Annotated in this window: 12 protein-coding genes and 2 pseudogenes; 9 read left to right on the top strand and 5 right to left on the bottom strand. The window is 72.0% G+C overall.

Annotated features, from left to right (window positions below):
* The first annotated feature begins 23 nt into the window (after window positions 1-23).
* From tesB to OG485_RS17170, 3 genes and pseudogenes are all read left to right on the top strand, one after another.
* Window positions 24-896, top strand: a complete 873-nt coding sequence (gene tesB / locus OG485_RS17180) for an acyl-CoA thioesterase II (RefSeq protein WP_328452203.1) — start codon at window positions 24-26, stop codon at window positions 894-896.
* Between the two features lie 23 nt (window positions 897-919).
* Window positions 920-1,204 (top strand): annotated as a pseudogene (locus OG485_RS17175) (cation diffusion facilitator family transporter); the annotation flags it as partial.
* Window positions 1,205-1,444: 240 nt separating this feature from the next.
* A pseudogene (locus OG485_RS17170) lies at window positions 1,445-1,717 on the top strand (cation transporter); the annotation flags it as partial.
* 234 nt (window positions 1,718-1,951) lie between these two features.
* Here OG485_RS17170 and OG485_RS17165 read toward each other — a convergent pair.
* On the bottom strand, window positions 1,952-2,740 hold the full coding sequence (locus OG485_RS17165; RefSeq protein ID WP_328669241.1) for a phosphatase: 789 nt from the start codon (window positions 2,738-2,740) through the stop codon (window positions 1,952-1,954).
* 63 nt (window positions 2,741-2,803) lie between these two features.
* A complete protein-coding gene (locus tag OG485_RS17160) occupies window positions 2,804-4,720 on the bottom strand; it encodes a PucR family transcriptional regulator ligand-binding domain-containing protein (RefSeq protein WP_328669240.1) in 1,917 nt (638 codons plus the stop codon).
* A gap of 267 nt (window positions 4,721-4,987) precedes the next feature.
* Between OG485_RS17160 and speB the strand changes: the two genes are divergently transcribed.
* The gene (gene speB / locus OG485_RS17155) at window positions 4,988-5,956 is read left to right on the top strand and encodes an agmatinase (protein WP_326787619.1); all 969 of its coding nucleotides are present in this window, start codon (window positions 4,988-4,990) and stop codon (window positions 5,954-5,956) included.
* Entirely contained in the window at window positions 5,953-7,638 is a 1,686-nt protein-coding gene (locus tag OG485_RS17150; protein ID WP_328669239.1) for a thiamine pyrophosphate-binding protein, read from the top strand. Before speB ends, OG485_RS17150 begins: the two co-directional genes overlap by 4 nt.
* A gap of 92 nt (window positions 7,639-7,730) precedes the next feature.
* Here OG485_RS17150 and OG485_RS17145 read toward each other — a convergent pair whose 3' ends face one another.
* Window positions 7,731-8,534 carry an endonuclease I family protein gene (locus tag OG485_RS17145; protein ID WP_328669238.1) on the bottom strand — a complete coding sequence of 268 codons (804 nt, stop codon included), beginning with the start codon at window positions 8,532-8,534 and terminating at the stop codon, window positions 7,731-7,733.
* A gap of 362 nt (window positions 8,535-8,896) precedes the next feature.
* Between OG485_RS17145 and OG485_RS17140 the strand changes: the two genes are divergently transcribed.
* Both OG485_RS17140 and OG485_RS17135 read left to right on the top strand, forming a co-directional pair.
* Window positions 8,897-9,820 carry a serine hydrolase gene (locus OG485_RS17140; RefSeq protein ID WP_328669237.1) on the top strand — a complete coding sequence of 308 codons (924 nt, stop codon included), beginning with the start codon at window positions 8,897-8,899 and terminating at the stop codon, window positions 9,818-9,820.
* A 179-nt stretch (window positions 9,821-9,999) separates the two neighbouring features.
* Complete coding sequence (locus tag OG485_RS17135) at window positions 10,000-13,728, top strand: ABC transporter ATP-binding protein (protein ID WP_328669236.1); 3,729 nt, start codon at window positions 10,000-10,002, stop codon at window positions 13,726-13,728.
* Here OG485_RS17135 and OG485_RS17130 read toward each other — a convergent pair.
* The gene (locus OG485_RS17130; protein ID WP_328669235.1) at window positions 13,712-14,188 is read right to left on the bottom strand and encodes a hypothetical protein; all 477 of its coding nucleotides are present in this window, start codon (window positions 14,186-14,188) and stop codon (window positions 13,712-13,714) included. The two genes, OG485_RS17135 and OG485_RS17130, sit on opposite strands and share 17 nt — an antisense overlap.
* Window positions 14,189-14,385: 197 nt before the next feature.
* Between OG485_RS17130 and OG485_RS17125 the strand changes: the two genes are divergently transcribed.
* Complete coding sequence (locus OG485_RS17125; RefSeq protein WP_328669234.1) at window positions 14,386-14,775, top strand: hypothetical protein; 390 nt, start codon at window positions 14,386-14,388, stop codon at window positions 14,773-14,775.
* A gap of 87 nt (window positions 14,776-14,862) precedes the next feature.
* Window positions 14,863-16,326 carry a S28 family serine protease gene (locus OG485_RS17120; RefSeq protein ID WP_328669233.1) on the top strand — a complete coding sequence of 488 codons (1,464 nt, stop codon included), beginning with the start codon at window positions 14,863-14,865 and terminating at the stop codon, window positions 16,324-16,326.
* Between the two features lie 117 nt (window positions 16,327-16,443).
* Here OG485_RS17120 and OG485_RS17115 read toward each other — a convergent pair whose 3' ends face one another.
* Window positions 16,444-18,312, bottom strand: coding sequence for a glycoside hydrolase family 3 protein (locus tag OG485_RS17115; protein WP_443048716.1), 1,869 nt, complete (start codon window positions 18,310-18,312; stop codon window positions 16,444-16,446).
* Window positions 18,313-18,410 lie beyond the last annotated feature (98 nt).

Below are 18,410 nucleotides of genomic sequence, written 5' to 3'. Positions count from 1 at the left end.
AGACTGCGCGGTACAACTGCCTTATGAGCGAGGCACTTCAGTCCCTCCTCGATCTGCTCGACCTCGAGCGGATCGAGGAGGACATCTTCCGCGGCCGTTCCCGGTCCGCCGTCGTCCCACGGGTCTTCGGCGGACAGGTGGCGGCGCAGGCCCTCGTGGCCGCCGGGCGCACGGTCCCCGAGGACCGGCTCGCCCACTCCCTGCACGCGTACTTCCTGCGGATCGGCGACCCCGGCGCACCCATCGTGTACTCCGTGGACCGCATTCGCGACGGCCGCTCCTTCACCACCCGCAGGGTGGTCGCGGTCCAGCACGGACAGCCGATCTTCCATCTCTCCGCGTCCTTCCAGACGTACGAGGAGGGCATGGAGCACCAGGCGCCGATGCCGCCCGCGCCCGACCCGGAGACGCTGCCCACGGCCGCCGAACTGCTTCCGCTGTACGCCGACGTCTTCACCGACGCCGAGGTCGTGGAGCGCATCCTGGAGGCCCGGGAGTCCGTCGATCTGCGCTATGTCGACGCGCCGCCGTACGCCACCGTCGGCGAGGCCCGCGAGCCGCGCTCCCAGGTGTGGTTCCGCACCAACGGCAAGCTCGCGGACGACCCGCTGCTGCACGTCGTCCTCGCGACCTACGTCTCGGACATGACACTCCTCGACTCCATCCTGCTCGCGCACGGGCGCGGCGGCTGGGTGACCGGCGACGTCGTCGGCGCCTCGCTCGACCACGCGATGTGGTTCCACCGCCCCTTCCGCGCCGACGAATGGCTGCTGTACGACCAGGAGTCGCCGTCCGCCTCGGGCGGCCGGGGCCTCGGCCAGGCCCGCATCTACACCCAGGACGGCCGGCTGGCCATCTCGGTGATCCAGGAGGGCGTGGTCCGCGTACCCCGGTAGGCGTGGCCCGGTAAGACTGGGGCATGACTGACGCAGCGCAGGACTCCGGCAGCGGCGAGAGCGTCTTCACGGTGATCGTCGCCGCCGCGGCCAATCTCGGGATCGCCGTCGCCAAGGCGGTCGCCGGTGTCATCAGCGGCTCCAGCGCGATGCTGTCGGAGGCCGCCCACTCCGTCGCCGACACCGTCACGGAACTGCTGCTGCTCACGGCACTGAAACGGAGCGAGAAGCCGGCGGACGAGGACCATCCGCTCGGCTACGGCCCCGAGCGCTACCGAACACTTGCCCAGTACTCCACCCTTCAGGGTGAAGGTGAAGGGCATCCTGTTCATAGCGGCCCGGAGAGCCGCAGCGGCATGGCTAGGATCGCCTTGCCGGACAACAGAGTTGTCCGGCCTACCGCCGGACGGGCGGGAAGTCAGGCCTGCGGAGGCCACGTAAGACCGACCTTCACCGGTCGGCGGAGGCCCGTGAAACAGGAACCCATGGTGGTGCTGCGGAGCAGTACGGACCGGAATCACCTGCCCTCTGGCAGGTGAGGGCGTCAAATCTGGGCCCTGCTCGCCGCCTTCGTCGGCGGCGCGGTCTTCTCCATCTACGACGGCGTCCACACCCTGGTCGCCGGGGAGGAGCCTGGCGCCCCGCTGGTGTCGTACATCATGCTGGCCGTCGCATTCTGTCTGGAGGGCTTCTCCCTCCGGACGGGACTGCGGCAGACACGCGGTGAGGGCGCCCGGGTCGACGCCCCCTTCCGGACCTACCTCCGGCGCGCCCCCGACACCGCGGTCAAGGCCGTCGTCATGGAGGGCTCGGCCGCGCTCGGGCCGAGGAGCGGATCCGGTCGGTGCTCCCCTCGGTGAGCAGGGTGTACCTGGACCCGACACCGGGCCACACCCAGCGGCGGTCCGAGGGGCTGAATCCCTGGCCGTGAGCGGAGCCCGCGCCGCGCGGGCCGGTGGCGCGGCACGGCGAACGCCGTCCGGGAGCCCGCCCGCGCCGGGCGCGCCCCCGGACCGGCCGCCGGGATCCGGGCCGGTGCCCGAGGAGCCCTGGGCTCAGGCCAGGCCCGCCTCTCCGAGCAGATACGCCGTCATCGGGTCGTAGTGGCGCGGGCTGAGGACGTGGTCGTCGAGCGGGACCACGACCTGGAGCGTGCCCTCCGACTCGGCGAGGAAGAGCGCCGGGTCGTTGCTGTCGGCGTATCCGACGGAGTCCAGACCCCGCTGGCCCGCGAAACCGGCCCAGCCGTGGTCGGCCACGACCAGGTCGGGCAGCGGGCGGCCCTCCCGCTCCAGGCCGTTGAGGATCGCGCGCATCGGCTCGCCCGAGTGCGTGTGCCACAGCGTGGCGCCGTGCTCCAGCACCGCCACGTCCGCGAACTGCATGACGTAGCCCTCGTCGGTCTGGAGGCCGTCCGGGATCACCACGATCTCGCAGCCGGCGGCGCGCAGGGCGGCGGCCGTGGCCCGGTGCACGTCCAGCAGCCCGCCGGGGTGACCCGTCGCGAACAGCACCCGCTGACGGTCCTCGGCCGCCTTGCGCAGCCGGCCCGCGAGACGGTCCAGCGCGTCCACGGTCAGCTCGGGGTCGATGGTGTCCTGGCCGTAGCGGTACTCGGGGTCGTCGTTGACGCCGACCCGCTCCGCCATCACCGCGAGCACGTCCTGCTCGTCGGCCCAGCGGTCGCCGAGTTCCAGTCCGAGCCACCAGTTGCGCTCGCCGTTCGCCAGCTTGCGGTAGTGGGAGAGGTTGTTCTCGCGGGGCGTGGCGACATCCCCCGCGATACGGGTCTTCACGAGATGGGCGACGAGTTCGGCGCGGCTGGGCGTCCCGGGTATCGGCATACCACCATTGTGCCGGTGCCCTCGGGCCCCGGGCGCGGCCGGTCCCGGTCGCTGAGACGTGCGTCACTCGGGTGTTCGGGCCGCAGGGCCGTCCGGCGCGCCCCGCGTTCCGTCCTCCCTGAGCGCGAACCACAACTCCATCCGCACGTTCGGGTCGTCGAGGTCCGTGTCCAGCAACGCGGCGCAGCGGGCGATGCGTTGGCGGACGGTGTTGCGGTGGACGGAGAGGGCCACCGCGGTGCGGTCCCAACTGCCGTGCAGGGAAAGCCAGGTGCGCAGCGTCTCGGTCAGGGCCGGAGTCCCGGCGACGGGGGCGAGGAGGGCCTGGGCGTGGGCCTCGGCGTCCGCCGGGGGGACGAGGTCGGCGAGCGCGGGGCGGTCGCCGTGCCGGACCAGGGCCGCCCGGGTGGCGCGGGCGCGGGCCAGCGCGCGGGCCGCCTGGGTGTCGGCGGCCGCCCATCCGCGCGGGCTCGCGGGCGCGCTGATCCCGCAGGTCCAGCCCGGCTGGGCGGCGGGCACGCGGTCACCGGGGACGAGGACGCGGACGACGTCGCCGCCGACGTCCACCAGCGCGGAGCCCAGCGCGGCGGCCAGCGCCGACGCGGAGACGGCGTCCGGGGCGGGGCCGTCCCCGGCGGGGCGCGCGTGCACGACCACCCACTGGTCACCGCCGAGAAGGGGGGCCACCGCCTCGGGTGCCGCCCCGAGCAGCAGCCGCACCAGGGCCGCCGACCGCGCGGCCCCGCTCGCGCTCTGGTGCTCCCCGGTGAGGAGGGAGAGCAGCACCGACGCGACCGAGGCGATCGTGTGGTCGCCGGGGTCGCGGCGCGGCGAGGCGACGCCCAGGACGAAGCCCTGGCCGCTGCCGAGCGCGTACGCCGTGAGATGGACACCGCCCACGGTGTCGGTGGCCGAGGCCGGTGCGGGGCCCTGGGCCTTACGGGGCCGCACGACACCGGCGAGCTCGCCGAGCACGTCCTCGGGAGACCCCTCACGTCCCGGGCGGCCGCGAGCCGCAGGGTCGGCCGGAGCCGCGGGGCTGCCAGGAGCCGCCGGGTTTCCGGGAGTCGCCGGGCTCGCCGGGTCGGCCGGAGCCGTCGGGCTGCCGGGAGTCTCGGGGCTGTCGGGAGTCGGCGGGACTGCCCGAGCTGTCGGGCTGTCGGGAGTCGCCGGGATTCCCGGACCCGCCGGGTCGGTCGGAGCCGGTCGGGCGGAAGCTGTCGGGCTGCCGGGAGGCGCCAGGTTTCCCGGAGGCGCAGGCGCCGGGTTTACCGGGGTCGGGTGGGGTGCGGGGGCGGCCGGGGCGGGCCGGGGTGGCGGGACGGTTCCGGCCCGGGCCAGCTCCGTGCCCTCCGGGCCGTACAGCACCGCCCAGCCGTTCACCCGCCGGGCGAGCTGCCGCAGTACCGCCGGCACCGGATCCGGGCGGGCGGCGGCGGCCGCCAGACTCTGCTGGGCCTCCGTCACCCGGCGCAGCTCGGCCAGCCGGGCCTGGGCCATGAGCTGCCACACCGCGCGGGCGACGCCGGAGAACGTCGTGCGGGGCGGGACCTCCAGCAGCGGCAGCCCGTAGGTGTCGCAGGCCGCGACGAGGGCGGGCGGGACGGTGTCGTGGACCGGCGCCAGGCCGAACCCCAGGGCCGCGCCGCCCGCCGCGACGATCCGGGAGACATAGCCGTCGAAGTAGTCCTCGGGGCCGGGGGTGTCCTCACCGGGACCGGGCGCGGCGGGCACGTGGACCCCGGCTGTCAGCAGCAGCTCGCCGCCCAGCAGGTACGGATAGGGGTCGGCCATCTCCGAGGTGTGGGCCCAGTGGATCACCGTGTCGGGCTCCGCGGGCCCGGCGATCAGGCGCAGGGCCAGGTCCTCGCGGGCCAGCAGCGCCGACAGCGGCACCGGAGGGGTCGGCGGCACGGCCGGGACGGACACGGCCGGCACGGACGGTGGCGGTGAGTCCGGCACGATGGACAGTTCCTCCATCCCGTTCGGATCGAATGGATGAAACGTACACTTCGCAGCCGCTTTCCGACCACCTAGGGTCGGTTTCGACCCCGCAGCCGCGGGTGCGGACGGCTGTCGGCGGTTGTCCTCGTGACCAGTCGCCGGCCCGACCGTGTCCCCGCGCGACACGTCAGCGCACACCCGCACGAGTTCCGGTCCGGACCGGTCCGGAACTCGTCGAGGAGTCGTGTCACTCGTGCCTGGTCATACTTGTGTGATCAGGCGTAGGAAAGAAGGCAATACCTCATGAGCAGCAACGAGACGCCCCGCGGCCCCGTCGACTCCTCCCGCGTCCCGCGGTACGCCGGCCCCGCGACCTTCGCCCGGCTGCCGCGACTCGACGAGGTCGGCACCACCGACGTCGCCGTCGTCGGTGTGCCGTTCGACTCCGGCGTCTCGTACCGGCCGGGCGCCCGCTTCGGCGGCAACGCGATCCGCGAGGCGTCCCGGCTGCTGCGCCCCTACAACCCGGCCCAGGACGCCTCCCCGTTCGCCCTCGCGCAGGTCGCGGACGCCGGTGACATCGCGGCGAACCCGTTCAACATCAACGAGGCCGTGGAGACGGTCGAGGCCGCCGCCGACGAACTGCTCGGCACCGGCGCCCGCCTGATGACCCTCGGCGGCGACCACACCATCGCGCTGCCGCTGCTGCGCTCGGTCGCCAAGAAGCACGGCCCGGTCGCGCTGCTCCACTTCGACGCGCACCTCGACACCTGGGACACCTACTTCGGCGCCGAGTACACCCACGGCACCCCGTTCCGCCGCGCGGTCGAGGAGGGCATCCTCGACACCTCCGCGCTCTCCCACGTCGGCATCCGCGGCCCGCTGTACGGCAAGCAGGACCTCACCGACGACGAGAAGATGGGCTTCGGCATCGTCACCTCGGCGGACGTCTACCGCCGCGGCGCCGACGAGGTCGCCGACCAGCTCCGCCAGCGCATCGGGAACCGCCCGCTCTACATCTCCATCGACATCGACTGCCTCGACCCGGCGCACGCGCCCGGCACCGGCACCCCGGAGGCGGGCGGCATGACCTCCCGCGAGCTCCTGGAGATCCTGCGCGGACTCTCGTCCTGCAACCTGGTCTCGGCCGATGTCGTCGAGGTCGCCCCGGCGTACGACCACGCCGAGATCACCGCCGTGGCCGCGTCCCACACCGCCTACGAACTGACCACCATCATGTCCCGCCAGATCGCGGAGGCCCGGAACAAGTGACCCACGACCACGACCTGGTTCTCCGCCCGTCGGCCGCACAGACGGAGGCCGCGCTCAACCCTCCCCCCGGCCGCAACGGCGGAGACCTGGTCGTGGAGACCCTCTCCGGTCTCGGCGCGACGACCGTCTTCGGACTGCCGGGCCAGCACGCGCTCGGCATGTTCGACGCGCTGCGCCGCTCCTCGCTCCGGTACATCGGGCTGCGCGTCGAGAACAACGCGGGATTCGCGGCGGACGCCTACGGCCGGATCACCGGCGAGGCCGCGCCGCTGCTGCTGTCCACCGGCCCCGGGGCGCTGACCTCGCTCGCCGCGCTCCAGGAGGCACGCGCCGCCTCGGCCCCCGTCCTCGCCATCAGCAGCCAGGTCCCGACCGCGGGACTCGGCGGCGGCCGCCACGGCTATCTCCATGAACTCCCCGACCAGCAGGCGTCGTTCAGGGGTGTCGTCAAGTCCGTCCACACGGTCCGTACGCAGTCCCAGATCCCCTCCGCCATCGCGGCGGCCTGGGAGTCGGCGCTGACCGCCCCGCACGGACCGGTGTGGGTGGAGATCCCGCAGGACGTCCTGCTCGCCGAGACCTCTCTGCCCCAGGTCACGGCGATGGACGCGACCCCCGAGGACCTCGTCCCGCGCCCCGAACTGACAGCGCTGGCCGCCCACTTGCTGTCCTCTGCCGAACGCCCCGCGATCATCGCGGGCGGCGGTGTCGTCCGGTCGGACGCGTCCGGCAAGCTGAAGTCCCTCGCGGAGAAGCTGAACGCGCCGGTCGTCACCACGTTCGGCGGCAAGGGCGCCTTCCCCTGGATCCACCCGCTCTCGCTCCAGTCCTGGCTGGAGGACCGGCACACGACCGACTTCCTGGAGGACGCCGACGTCCTGCTGGTCGTCGGCTCCGGCCTCGGTGAACTGTCCTCGAACTACCACACGTTCAAGCCCCGCGGCCGGGTGATCCAGATCGAGGCCGACCTCGGCAAACTGGAGTCCAACCACCCGGCGCTGGGCATCCACGCGGACGCCCGTCTCGCGCTGTCCGCGCTGCTGGAGACGGTCGGGGAACGCCCCGACCCGTCGGCGGCCGGGCGCGTGAGCACGGTCCTCGCGCGGGTGGCGGAGCGCATCGCCGCCCAGGAACTCACCCTGGAACAGGACCTGCTGGCGTCCGTCCGCCGGGCCCTGCCGGCCGGCTCGCCGTCCTTCTGGGACATGACGATCCTGGCCTACTGGGCGTGGTCGGCCTTCGACCCGCGGGGGAAGAACACCATGCACTCCGCCCAGGGCGCGGGCGGTCTCGGCTACGGATTCCCGGCGGCGCTGGGCGCGGCGGCGGCCGATCCCACCCACCCCGTCCTCGCGGTCTCCGGCGACGGCGGGGCGCTGTACTCGATCGCCGAACTCGCCACGGCCCGACAGTACGGCCTGGACGTCACCTGGCTGATCGTCGACGACGGCGGCTACGGCATCCTGCGCGAGTACATGACCGACGCCTTCGGCCGGGCGACCGCCACGGAACTGTCCCGCCCGGACTACGTGGCCCTTGCCGAGTCCTTCGGCGTCCCGGGTGTCCTGACGACCCCCGGGACGCTGGAGGAGGATCTGGCCGAGGCCCTGGCCACGCCCGGCCCCTCGGTGGTCGTCCTCCCGGCGCTGCTGCGGATGTTCGCGCCGACGCACCTGGGCTGAGGGCCCGCCCTCGCCGGGGCCGGGAGTCACCCCGGGGCCTCTCCCGTCCGGAAGAGGCCCCGGGGGCACGGGGAAGGGCCGGGCCCGCCCGTCTACCAGATCGCCTCGACCCACTCCGGGTGGTCGATGAACGGGTTGCGGTTGTGCTGGTAGGTGTCGTAGATGACCTGGTTGCGCTTCTCCTCGAAGGCGCTGGGCGGGTCCGCCTCGTTCCAGGCCTTGAGGACGGAGAGCTTGCCCATGTACGGGTTGCTGCCGTTGCCGACCTTCTCGTTGGGCTCCAGGTTCGCGAAGCCGTCGTCACCCTCGTAGCGCACGGCCATGTAGAGGATCATGCGGGCCACGTCGCCCCGGTCCGCGGCGCGAGGCGCGAAGGAGTCGGAGTCGACGGTGCTGCCGCCGCCGTTGGTGACGGCGCTGCCGCCGTTGTCGAAGTCCAGGTTGCCGCGGATGCTGTTCACCTGGACGTCCGCGGGACGCAGGTGGTGCAGGTCGGTGCCGGGGCCGGTCACCTCGCCGAAGTCGCCGTGCGACTTGGCCCAGGTGTGCTCGCGGTTCCAGTCGCCGACGTCGCCGCCGTTGAGGGACTTGGCGCGCGAGACACCGCTGTACAGCAGGATCACGTTGCTGCTGTTGTTCGGGTCCTGGTCGGTGGCCATCAGCGCGTTCCAGACCGCGGAGTACGAGATCTTGGTCTGGCTGCTGATGATGGTGTGCAGCGAGGACTTCAGGCTGGTGCCGGTCTTGCCGACCGCGTTCTTGTAGTACGTGCTGTCGTACGCGGTGGTGGTGGCGCTCGCGGGGGTCGCGGTCATCGTCGGCAGGGTGATGCCGATGAGGATCGCGGAGGTACTCAGCGCCAGGGTCTTCCAGCGGCCTATGTGCGTGGCGGGCATCGTGGGGTGTCCGTTCTACGCGGGTTGAATGGAGCGGATAACCGGGAGGGTGACATGGACATGCGGTCGATGGGGTTAAGAGAAGGTGTCGGTTCTGTGTCGGGACTCAACAACTCCGCTTCCGCGTGCGGGATGTGACGGAACGGCTCACGTGACGCCGTGAGCGGTTTCCGGCGGGACGGCGCCGAGCCTGTGAGCAGCCCGTGAGCGGCCTGTGGGTGAGGAAGGGTCCTTCGGCGCCCCGAGTGATCCGGATCCCAGTTCCTAGAACACCCGTACAACTGTCGGGCGTTCCTGTGAGTCTTTCGATGCGAGCGCGCCCAGGGCGCGTTCGTATCGCTTCAAGGGGATGGGAAGCCTCCATGACTCACCGGATATCCCGGGCTGCCCGTGTGCTCGCAACGAGCCTCGGTGCCGCGGTGATCCTGCCGATCGCGATCGCGGCGGCCCCGGCCGGTGCCGCGCCGGCGCCGACGGTCAGCTGTACGTCGGGCAAGGCCGGTCTGGCCGCCAAGCTTCAGAAGGACATCACCGCGGCGCTCGCGACCCGCAAGGGCACGGTCGCGGTCGGTCTGTACGACCGCTCGACCAACACCACCTGCACACTCCGCGCCACCACCTCGTTCGACTCGGCCAGCACGGTGAAGGTCACCGTCCTCGCCACGCTGCTGTGGGACGCGAAGAAGCACAACCGCTATCTGACGAGCACCGAGACGTCGCTCGCCACCAAGATGATCACCCAGTCGGACAACGCCTCGACCACCAAGCTGTGGAACCAGCTCGGTCTGACGAAGATCAAGGGCTTCCTGACCGCCGCGGGGATGACGAAGACCACGCCCGGCACCGGCGGCTACTGGGGTCTGACGCAGATCAACGTCACCGACGAGCAGAAGCTGCTCAAACTCGTCACGGCGAAGAACACGGTGCTGAGCGACAGCTCCCGCGCCTACATCCTGAAGCTCATGGGCCAGGTCGTCTCCGCGCAGCGCTGGGGGACACCGGCCGGGGCGCCCTCGACGGTCGCCGTGCACGTCAAGAACGGCTGGCTCTCGCGTTCCTCGAACGCGTGGCGGGTGCACAGCCTCGGCACCTTCAACGGCGGCGGCCGCGACTACATGATGTCGGTGCTCACCGTCGGCAGCAGCACCATGGACTACGGCGTCGCCACCATCCAGGCCGTCGCCAAGGTCATCCACAAGGACCTCGTGCCGACGACCGTCGCACCCCAGCGGTTCACGCCGACCTCGCAGCCGACGGAGGCCTTCCCGGCCGTCCCGGCGAGCTGACCGGGGCCGCGTACCCGCGCCGTCACCTCCGTACTCCGTCGTCCGCCCGCCCGGCCACCGTGCCCGGCGGGCGGACTTCTGTTGCGCCGCCGGGCGGACGAATTATTGCGGAGGGATGAAATCCGCTTCGCTCGGTGTTGGTTCCTTCCGGCGGAGTGAGATCTACGGAAGGCACCGGAGTGGCGACGGAACGGGGATGGGCGCGGCGGCTCGCCGGGTATGCCTGGCGGTACCCGAAGGACGTGGTGCTCGCGCTCGGCTCCTCGCTGGTCGGCATGGCCCTGATGGCGGTGGTCCCGCTGATCACCAAGGTGATCATCGACGACGTCATCGGTGACCACAGCCGGGGCATGGCCCCCTGGGCGGGCGCGCTGCTCGGCGCCGCCGTCCTCGTCTACGCCCTCACCTTCGTCCGCCGCTACTACGGCGGCCGGCTCGCCCTCGACGTCCAGCACGATCTGCGGACCGACATGTACGAGACGATCACCCGGCTGGACGGGCGGCGCCAGGACGAGCTGTCCACCGGGCAGGTCGTGGGCCGCGCGACCAGCGACCTCCAGCTCATCCAGGGTCTGCTGTTCATGCTCCCGATGACCATCGGGAACGTCCTGCTCTTCCTGATCTCCCTCGGGATCATGGCCGCGCTGTCCCTGCCGCTCACCCTGGTCGCGCTGGCCGTCGCCCCGGCCCTGTGGTTCGTCGCCAGGCGCAGCCGCTCCCGGCTGCACCCCGCCACCTGGTACGCGCAGGCGCAGGCCGCCGCCGTGGCGGGTGTCGTCGACGGCGCCGTCAGCGGCGTCCGTGTGGTGAAGGGCTTCGGCCAGGAGGAGCAGGAGACCGGCAAACTGCGCGAGGTCGGGCGGCGGCTCTTCGCGGGCCGGCTGCGGACCATCCGGCTCAACGCCAGGTACACCCCGGCCCTCCAGGCCGTGCCCGCCCTCGGCCAGGTCGCGATGCTCGCGCTCGGCGGCTGGCTGGCCGTGCGCGGCCAGATCACGCTGGGCACCTTCGTGGCCTTCTCCACCTACCTCGCGCAGCTCGTCGGACCGGTACGGATGCTGGCCGTCGTGCTGACCGTCGGACAGCAGGCCCGCGCGGGTGCCGAGCGCGTACTGGAGCTCATCGACACCGAGCCGTCGATCAAGGACGGCACCAAGACCCTGCCGGCCGACGCGCCCGCCACCGTCGAGTTCGACGACGTGTCCTTCGGGTACACCAAGGACCGGCCCGTCCTGGACGGGCTGAGCTTCGAGATCCGGCCCGGCGAGACCCTCGCCGTCGTCGGCTCCTCCGGCTCCGGCAAGTCGACGGTCTCGCTGCTGATGCCCCGGTTCTACGACGTGACGCACGGCGCCGTCCTGATCGGCGGGCACGACGTCCGCGAGCTGACGACCGAGTCCCTGCGCGCCGCGATCGGGCTCGTCCCCGAGGACTCCTTCCTCTTCTCCGACACCATCCGCGCCAACATCGCCTACGGCCGCCCGGACGCCACCCAGGACGAGATCGAGACCGCGTCCCGCGCCGCCCAGGCGCACCGGTTCATCGCCGAGCTGCCCGGCGGCTACGACACCAAGGTCGGCGAGCACGGCCTGACCCTCTCCGGAGGCCAGCGCCAGCGCGTCGCCCTCGCCCGCGCCATCCTCACCGACCCGCGGCTGCTCGTTCTCGACGACGCCACCTCCGCCGTGGACGCCCAGGTCGAGCACGAGATCCACGAGGCGCTCGGGCAGGTCATGCAGGGCCGGACGACCCTGCTGATCGCGCACCGCCGCTCCACCCTCAACCTCGCCGACCGCATCGCCGTCCTCGACGGAGGCCGGCTCGCCGACATCGGCACCCACGAGGAACTCCAGGACCGCTGCGCCCTCTACCGGCGGCTGCTCACCGACCCCGACGAGCTGGGCGGCGTCTCCCCGGGACACGTCGTCCCGGGCGCGCCGCGGGAGGACACCTCCGTACGCGAGGAGCTGGACGCCGAGTTCGACGCCGAGCGCGGGGTGACCCCGCACCTGTGGGCCGGCGACCGCGAGCCCCGGGACAACGCGCTCGAGGGGATGCCCGCCACCCCCGGACTCCTCGCCCAGGTCGAGGCGCTGCCCCCGGCCGCCGACGTCCCGGACGTCGACGAGGCCCGCGCGGTCCGGGCCGAGGACTCCTACGGACTGCGCCGGCTGCTGCGCGGCTTCGGGGCCCCGCTGCTCATCAGCCTCGCCCTGGTCGCCGTCGACGCCGTGATGACACTGCTGCTGCCGATCCTGATCCGGCACGGCATCGACCAGGGCGTCACCCGGCTCGCCCTCGGCGCGGTGTGGGCGGCGGCCGCGCTCGGACTGGTCACCGTGCTCGTGCAGTGGGCCGCGCAGATCGGCGAGACCCGGATGACCGGCCGCACCGGCGAGCGGGTCCTGTACGCCCTGCGCCTGAAGATCTTCGCGCAGCTCCAGCGCCTGGGACTCGACTACTACGAGCGCGAGCTCACGGGCCGGATCATGACCCGGATGACGACCGACGTCGACGCCCTGTCGACGTTCCTGCAGACCGGGCTCGTCACCGCGTTCGTCTCCGTCGTCACCTTCTTCGGCATCATGGCCGCCCTGCTGGTGATCGACGTACAGCTCGCGATGGTCGTCTTCGTGACGCTGCCGCCGCTGGTCGTCGGCACGTTCTTCTTCCGCCGGGCGAGCGTCAAGGCGTACGAGCTGGCCCGCGAGCGGGTGTCGGTGGTCAACGCCGATCTCCAGGAGTCGGTGTCCGGGCTGCGGATCCTCCAGGCGTTCCGGCGCGAGGACGCGAGCGGGCGGCGGTTCGCGGAGGGCAGCGACAGCTACCGCAGGGCCCGGATCCGCGGGCAGTGGCTGATCTCCGTCTACTTCCCGTTCGTCCAGCTGCTCGCCTCGGGGGCCGCGGCGGCCGTGCTGGTCGTGGGCGCCCACCGGATCGACTCCGGCACGCTCACCACCGGCGCGCTCGTCGCCTATCTCCTCTACATCGACCTGTTCTTCGCGCCCGTGCAGCAGCTCTCCCAGGTGTTCGACGGCTACCAGCAGGCCACCGTCTCGCTCGGCCGCATCCAGGAACTGCTCCGGGAGCCGGCCTCCACGAAGTCCGCCGACGCGCCGCGGGACGTCACGTCGCTGCGGGGCGAGATCGCGTTCGAGGACGTCGGCTTCGCGTACGGCCGCGCGGACGAGGCCGAGGAGGCGCTCAGCGCGGTGTCCCTGCGCATCCCCGCCGGGCAGACCGTCGCCTTCGTCGGCGAGACCGGCGCGGGCAAGTCGACGCTCGTGAAGCTGGTCGCCCGCTTCTACGACCCGACGGCCGGGCGGGTGACGGTCGACGGCATGGATCTGCGCGACCTGGACATCACCTCCTACCGGCACCGCCTCGGTGTCGTCCCCCAGGAGGCCTACCTCTTCCAGGGGACCGTCCGCGACGCCATCGCCTACGGCCGTCCGGGCGCCGGCGACGCCGAGGTGGAGGCCGCCGCCCGCGCGGTCGGAGCGCACGACATGATCGCCACGCTGGAGGGCGGCTATCTCCACGAGGTCGCCGAGCGCGGCCGCAACCTCTCCGCCGGCCAGCGCCAGTTGATCGCGCTGGCCCGCGCCGAGCTGGTCGACCCGGACGTGCTGCTGCTCGACGAGGCGACGGCGGCACTGGACCTGGCGACCGAGGCCCTGGTCAACCAGGCCACCGACCGGCTCGCGGGCCGCCGTACGACGCTGGTGGTCGCCCACCGGCTGACGACGGCCGCCCGCGCGGACCGGGTCGTGGTGATGGACCACGGCCGGGTCGCCGAGGACGGCACCCACGAGGAACTGCTCCGCCGGGACGGCCGCTACGCGGCGCTGTGGCGGACCTTCGTGGGTTCCCCGGAGCCCGAGGAACCCGTCAGCTCCTCGGCTTGATGCCGGAGATCTTCTTCGTCGCCAGATCCGACTGCACCGTCAGATAGGTGTACGTCGGGTGCGCGGCGGAGCCCCAGGTGAGCCGGACCGTCGACCAGGTGTGCCCGGCGCCGCTGTCGCCCGCCGTCACCTTCCAGGCGCTCGGCACGTTCTGGGCGCGCAGCACCCCGTCCGCGTGCTGACGGTTCTCCCAGCCGGCCAGCTGGGTGCGCAGCCCCGGGGTCAGGTAGAACGACCGCAGCTGGGTGCTGAGGCGGCCGGAACCCCCGTCGGTCACGGCGTCCACGTAGGCGCCGTAGAAGTCGGCCACGCGGTCGTAGGCGGGACCGTTGCTTCCGCTGCGCGCGGGCGGCGCGGCGGTGGAACTCGCGACCGCCGGCACCGAGGCGCCGGCGGCGATCAGAAGGGCCGCGGCGATGACCGCGCGGCCGGGCGTGAGAGGGGACTTGATGCCGGACATGAAGAACCGCCTTTCGTTTCCTGTTGTTTCCTGGTCGGTTGGACCCGGGAGAAACAGGCACGGTTGTCTTCAAAAAAGGCAAAAACCTCGCAAGGGTGAGATGCGCCCGACCCTGAAGCCGTAGCGGTACGCAACCATCCGCCGTACGTCCTGCGTCCGTACACCAGTACGCTGATTGCCGCGCGGGAGGGACGACAGTGGACAGTGGTGCGATACGCCGGCGGATGGCGCTCGGCCTGGCCGTGCTGGCCGCGGCCGGACTGCTCGCCTTCACGGGCGCGGGCAGCGCCCAGGCCGCCTCTTCCTCCTGCTCGGGCCGCAAGGTCCGCACCCTGCCCTTCACGACCGGTTCCGTCCAGGTGTACAGGCGCAGTGGCTATGTCTGCGCCGTGACCTTCCCCGGGGTGCGGGGCTCGCGCAAGCCGATGTCCGTCAGCGTGCAGGCGCGCGGCGGCCGGCCGGTGGTGGACTCCGGACGCTTCGCGCATCACGCGGGCCCGGTGACCCTGTACGCGGGCCATCGCTGTGTCCGGGTCAAAGGCTCGGTCGGCTCGGGATCGGTGAGTTCCGGCTGGATCCTGTGCTGAACCGCAGATGACCCAAGACCCCCTGGCGTCACGGGAGTTGCTCCGTTAGGTTCCGGCGGACAACCGCGTATTCCCAGGGGAGGGTGCATGCGCAAGGCGCTGAGAAGGCTGCTCGTGCTCACGGTGCTCATCGGCACGCTGAGCACGGCCGGGACGGCCACCGCCGTCCAGCCGGAGGCCCACGGCACCACAGGAGCAACCAGCACGGCCGACGAGGGCAACGACATCCTGGACCGGCTCCTCGCGATCCCGGGCGTGAGCCTCGTCCAGGAGAAGCCGTACACCGGATACCGGTTCTTCGTCCTGAACTTCACCCAGCCGGTCGACCACCGGCACCCGTCCAAGGGCACGTTCCAGCAGCGGATCACCGTGCTGCACAAGGACGCTTCGCGCCCGACGGTCTTCTACACCGGCGGCTACAACGTCTCGACCACACCGAGCCGGCGCGAGCCGACCCAGATCGTGGACGGCAACCAGGTCTCCATGGAGTACCGCTACTTCACGCCGTCCCGTCCCGACCCGGCCGACTGGTCCAAGCTCGACATCTGGCAGGCGGCGAGCGACCAGCACCGTATCTTCGAGGCCCTCAAGCCGGTCTACGGCAAGAAGTGGATCTCCACCGGCGGCTCGAAGGGCGGCATGACCGCCACGTACTACGAGCGCTTCTACCCGCACGACATGGACGGCGTCGTCGCCTATGTCGCGCCCAACGACGTCGTGAACGACGAGGACTCGGCGTACGACCGCTTCTTCGCGTCGGTCGGCACCAAGGAGTGCCGCGACAGGCTGAACGCCGTGCAGCGCGAGGCCCTCGTACGCCGCGGGCCGCTGGAGAAGAAGTACGCGGACTACGCCGCCGAGAACGGCTACACCTTCACCACGGTCGGCAGCCTCGACAAGGCGTACGAGGCGGTCGTGCTCGACTACGTGTGGGGCTTCTGGCAGTACAGCCTGCTGAAGGACTGCGACACGATCCCCGCGGACGCCGCGCACGCGAGCGACGACGACATCTGGAACACCGTCGACACGATCTCCGGCTTCTCGTTCTACACCGACCAGGGCCTGGAGCCGTACACCCCGTACTACTACCAGGCGGGCACCCAACTGGGCGCGCCCACCATCCACTTCCCGTACATCGAGAAGAAGTACGTCCGTTACGGCTACCAGGCCCCGCGCACCTTCGTGCCGCGCTCCATCCCGATGAGGTTCCAGCCCTCCGCGATGCGTGACGTGGACGGCTGGGTCCGCCGGCACGCGCACCACATGCTGTTCGTCTACGGCCAGAACGACCCCTGGGGAGCCGAGCGGTTCCGTCTCGGTTCCAAGGCGCGCGACTCCTACGTCTTCACGGCTCCGGGCCTGAACCACGGCGCCAACGTCGCCGGGCTCGCCGCCGACGAGAAGACGCTCGCCACCGCCCGCATCCTCGACTGGGCGGGCGTCGCCTCCGCGACGGTCCAGGCGGACCCCTCGGCGGCCCGGCCGCTCGCGAGGTTCGACGCGAAGCTGGACCGCCGGGACACCGAACGGGACATGACCCTGCGTCCCTGACCGGATCGGGACCGCGCCCGCCCGCGTGCACACGGGCGGGCGCGGCCCACCGGCTCTCCTCCGGGCTCCCGCGCACCGGCACGGCGCCCGGGCGGGCCGCGTACCGTCGGACAAGCCCTAGTACCTCAGCCCGTACCCGATCGGGTACAGGACCTGCGCGGGGTCGTCCGCCCGCTGCACCGCCACCGGCAGCCTGCCCCGCGGGTCCACCCGGCCGGCGATCACCCGCGCGGCGGCGCGCACCTCGACGTCGGTCCAGGAGTACGAGGCCAGAGCGGCGCCGACCCCCGGGATCCGGGCGATGTCGTACGGGTTGCGGATGGCGACGGCGGTCACCGGGACTCCCGTGGCGGCCAGACTCTCGACCAGCGTCTTCTGGGAGCCGGTCGCCGTCAGGTTGTACGTCAGGACGACCACCGCGTCCGCGTCGGCCGCCGCCGTGACGGCCCTGGCGATCGTGGCCGCCGACGGCGCCGTCCCCGTGGACAGGGCCGTCGCCGTGAAGCCCAGCCCGGTCAGCTCGGCGGCCGCGACGGTGGTGGGCGGCCCGTCGGACAGTGACGGCGAGGCGGGGTCGGCGCCCACCACCAGCACCCTCGGGGTGCGCCGCCGGGACAGCGGGAGCAGCCTCTCCTTGTTGACCAGCAGGGTGGTGGTGCGCTCGGCGATCCGGTCGGCGGCCCTGAGGTGCGCCGGGATGCCGACCACCCGGTCGACGGCCGCGTCACGGACGTACGGGTCGCTCAGCAGCCCGTGCTTCGCCTTGAGCCGCAGGACGCGCAGGATCGACTCGTCGAGCCGGGCCTCGGTCAGCTCGCCGCCGCGCACCGCGTTCAGCACCGCGTTCCACGCGACGCCCAGGTCCGGCGGGTTGAGCAGCTGGTCGACACCGGCCTTGAGCGCGAGGACGGGGACACGGTCGTCGCCGTACTTCGTGCGCACGCCCTCCATGCCGAGCGAGTCCGTCACCACGACGCCGTCGTAGCCGAGTTCGCCGCGCAGGATGCCGGTGAGGATCGGGTGGGAGAGGGTGGCGGGGTCTCCGGCGGGGTCGAGCGCCGGGACCATGATGTGCGCGGTCATGATCGAGTCGATGCCGGCGCGGATCGCCGCCCGGAAGGGCACCGCGTCGAGCTCCGACCACAGGTCACGGCTGTGGGTGATGACGGGGAAGCCGAAGTGGCTGTCCACGGCGGTGTCGCCGTGGCCGGGGAAGTGCTTGGCCGTGGCCGCGACCCCCGAGCACTGGTACCCCTTCACCTCGGCCGCCACCAGGCCCGCCACCGCGTCCGGGTCGGCGCCGAAGGAGCGCACGCCGATCACCGGGTTGGCGGGGTTGACGTTCACGTCGGCGACGGGGGAGTAGTCCTGGCTGATGCCGATCGCGCGCAGTTCGGCCCCGCTGACGCGGCCCACCGTCCGGGCGTCGGCCCGCGAGCCGCCCGCGCCCAGCGCCATGGCGCCCGGGAACAGCGTCGCGGGCTTGCCCACCCGGGCCACTATCCCGTGTTCCTGGTCGGTGGAGATCAGCAGCGGCAGCCCGCGCGGCAGCTCCAGCGAGGCTTGCTGGATCCCGTTCGACAGCGCGGCGATCTGGTGCGGATCGCGGGTGTTGTGCGCCCAGGCGAAGTAGATGATGCCGCCGACGCGGTACTTGGCGATCAGCTCGGCGGCCGTGCGGACGCCGATCTCCTTGAGGTTGGCGTCGATGTCGGCCTGGTCGGGCGCGGTGGCCGAATGGCCGTACACCCGCATGACGAAGAGCTGGCCGACCTTCTCCTCCAGTGTCATACGGGAGATCAGGGCGCGCAGGGCCTTGTCGTCGTGCGGGCGGGCGTCGGCCGCGTGGGCGCGCGGGCCGGCCGCCAGCGCGGCGGTGATACCCGCCGTGGCGGCGAGAACCGTACGCCGGGAGGGCTTTGACGGTCCCTCCGGCTCGGCCGGCCCGGAGGGTCTTGCGGTGCTTCCCGTGCTGGAGTCGCGCACAAGCGCTCCTTCCCTCGTGAAGGAAACTTCCGAGGAGTCACGATTATCCGGGAAGTTTCTTCCAGTCAAGAGTGTGCACAGTATCCGCGAAAGGGCTG

Origin of the sequence: Streptomyces sp. NBC_00328 (assembly GCF_036139655.1) — a bacterium.
In the GTDB taxonomy this organism is placed as follows: domain Bacteria; phylum Actinomycetota; class Actinomycetes; order Streptomycetales; family Streptomycetaceae; genus Streptomyces.
This window is presented reverse-complemented; position numbering and strand designations above follow the sequence as displayed.

Excerpts from the sequence above, each read along its gene's own strand:
- OG485_RS17120 (WP_328669233.1), top strand. The coding sequence starts at position 14,863 with ATGCGCAAGGCGCTGAGAAGGCTGCTCGTGCTCACGGTGCTCATCGGC.
- OG485_RS17130 (WP_328669235.1), bottom strand. The coding sequence starts at position 14,188 with ATGTCCGGCATCAAGTCCCCTCTCACGCCCGGCCGCGCGGTCATCGCC.
- OG485_RS17160 (WP_328669240.1), bottom strand. The coding sequence starts at position 4,720 with ATGGAGGAACTGTCCATCGTGCCGGACTCACCGCCACCGTCCGTGCCG.
- speB (WP_326787619.1), top strand. The coding sequence starts at position 4,988 with ATGAGCAGCAACGAGACGCCCCGCGGCCCCGTCGACTCCTCCCGCGTC.
- OG485_RS17140 (WP_328669237.1), top strand. The coding sequence starts at position 8,897 with ATGACTCACCGGATATCCCGGGCTGCCCGTGTGCTCGCAACGAGCCTC.
- OG485_RS17165 (WP_328669241.1), bottom strand. The coding sequence starts at position 2,740 with ATGCCGATACCCGGGACGCCCAGCCGCGCCGAACTCGTCGCCCATCTC.
- tesB (WP_328452203.1), top strand. The coding sequence starts at position 24 with ATGAGCGAGGCACTTCAGTCCCTCCTCGATCTGCTCGACCTCGAGCGG.
- OG485_RS17145 (WP_328669238.1), bottom strand. The coding sequence starts at position 8,534 with ATGCCCGCCACGCACATAGGCCGCTGGAAGACCCTGGCGCTGAGTACC.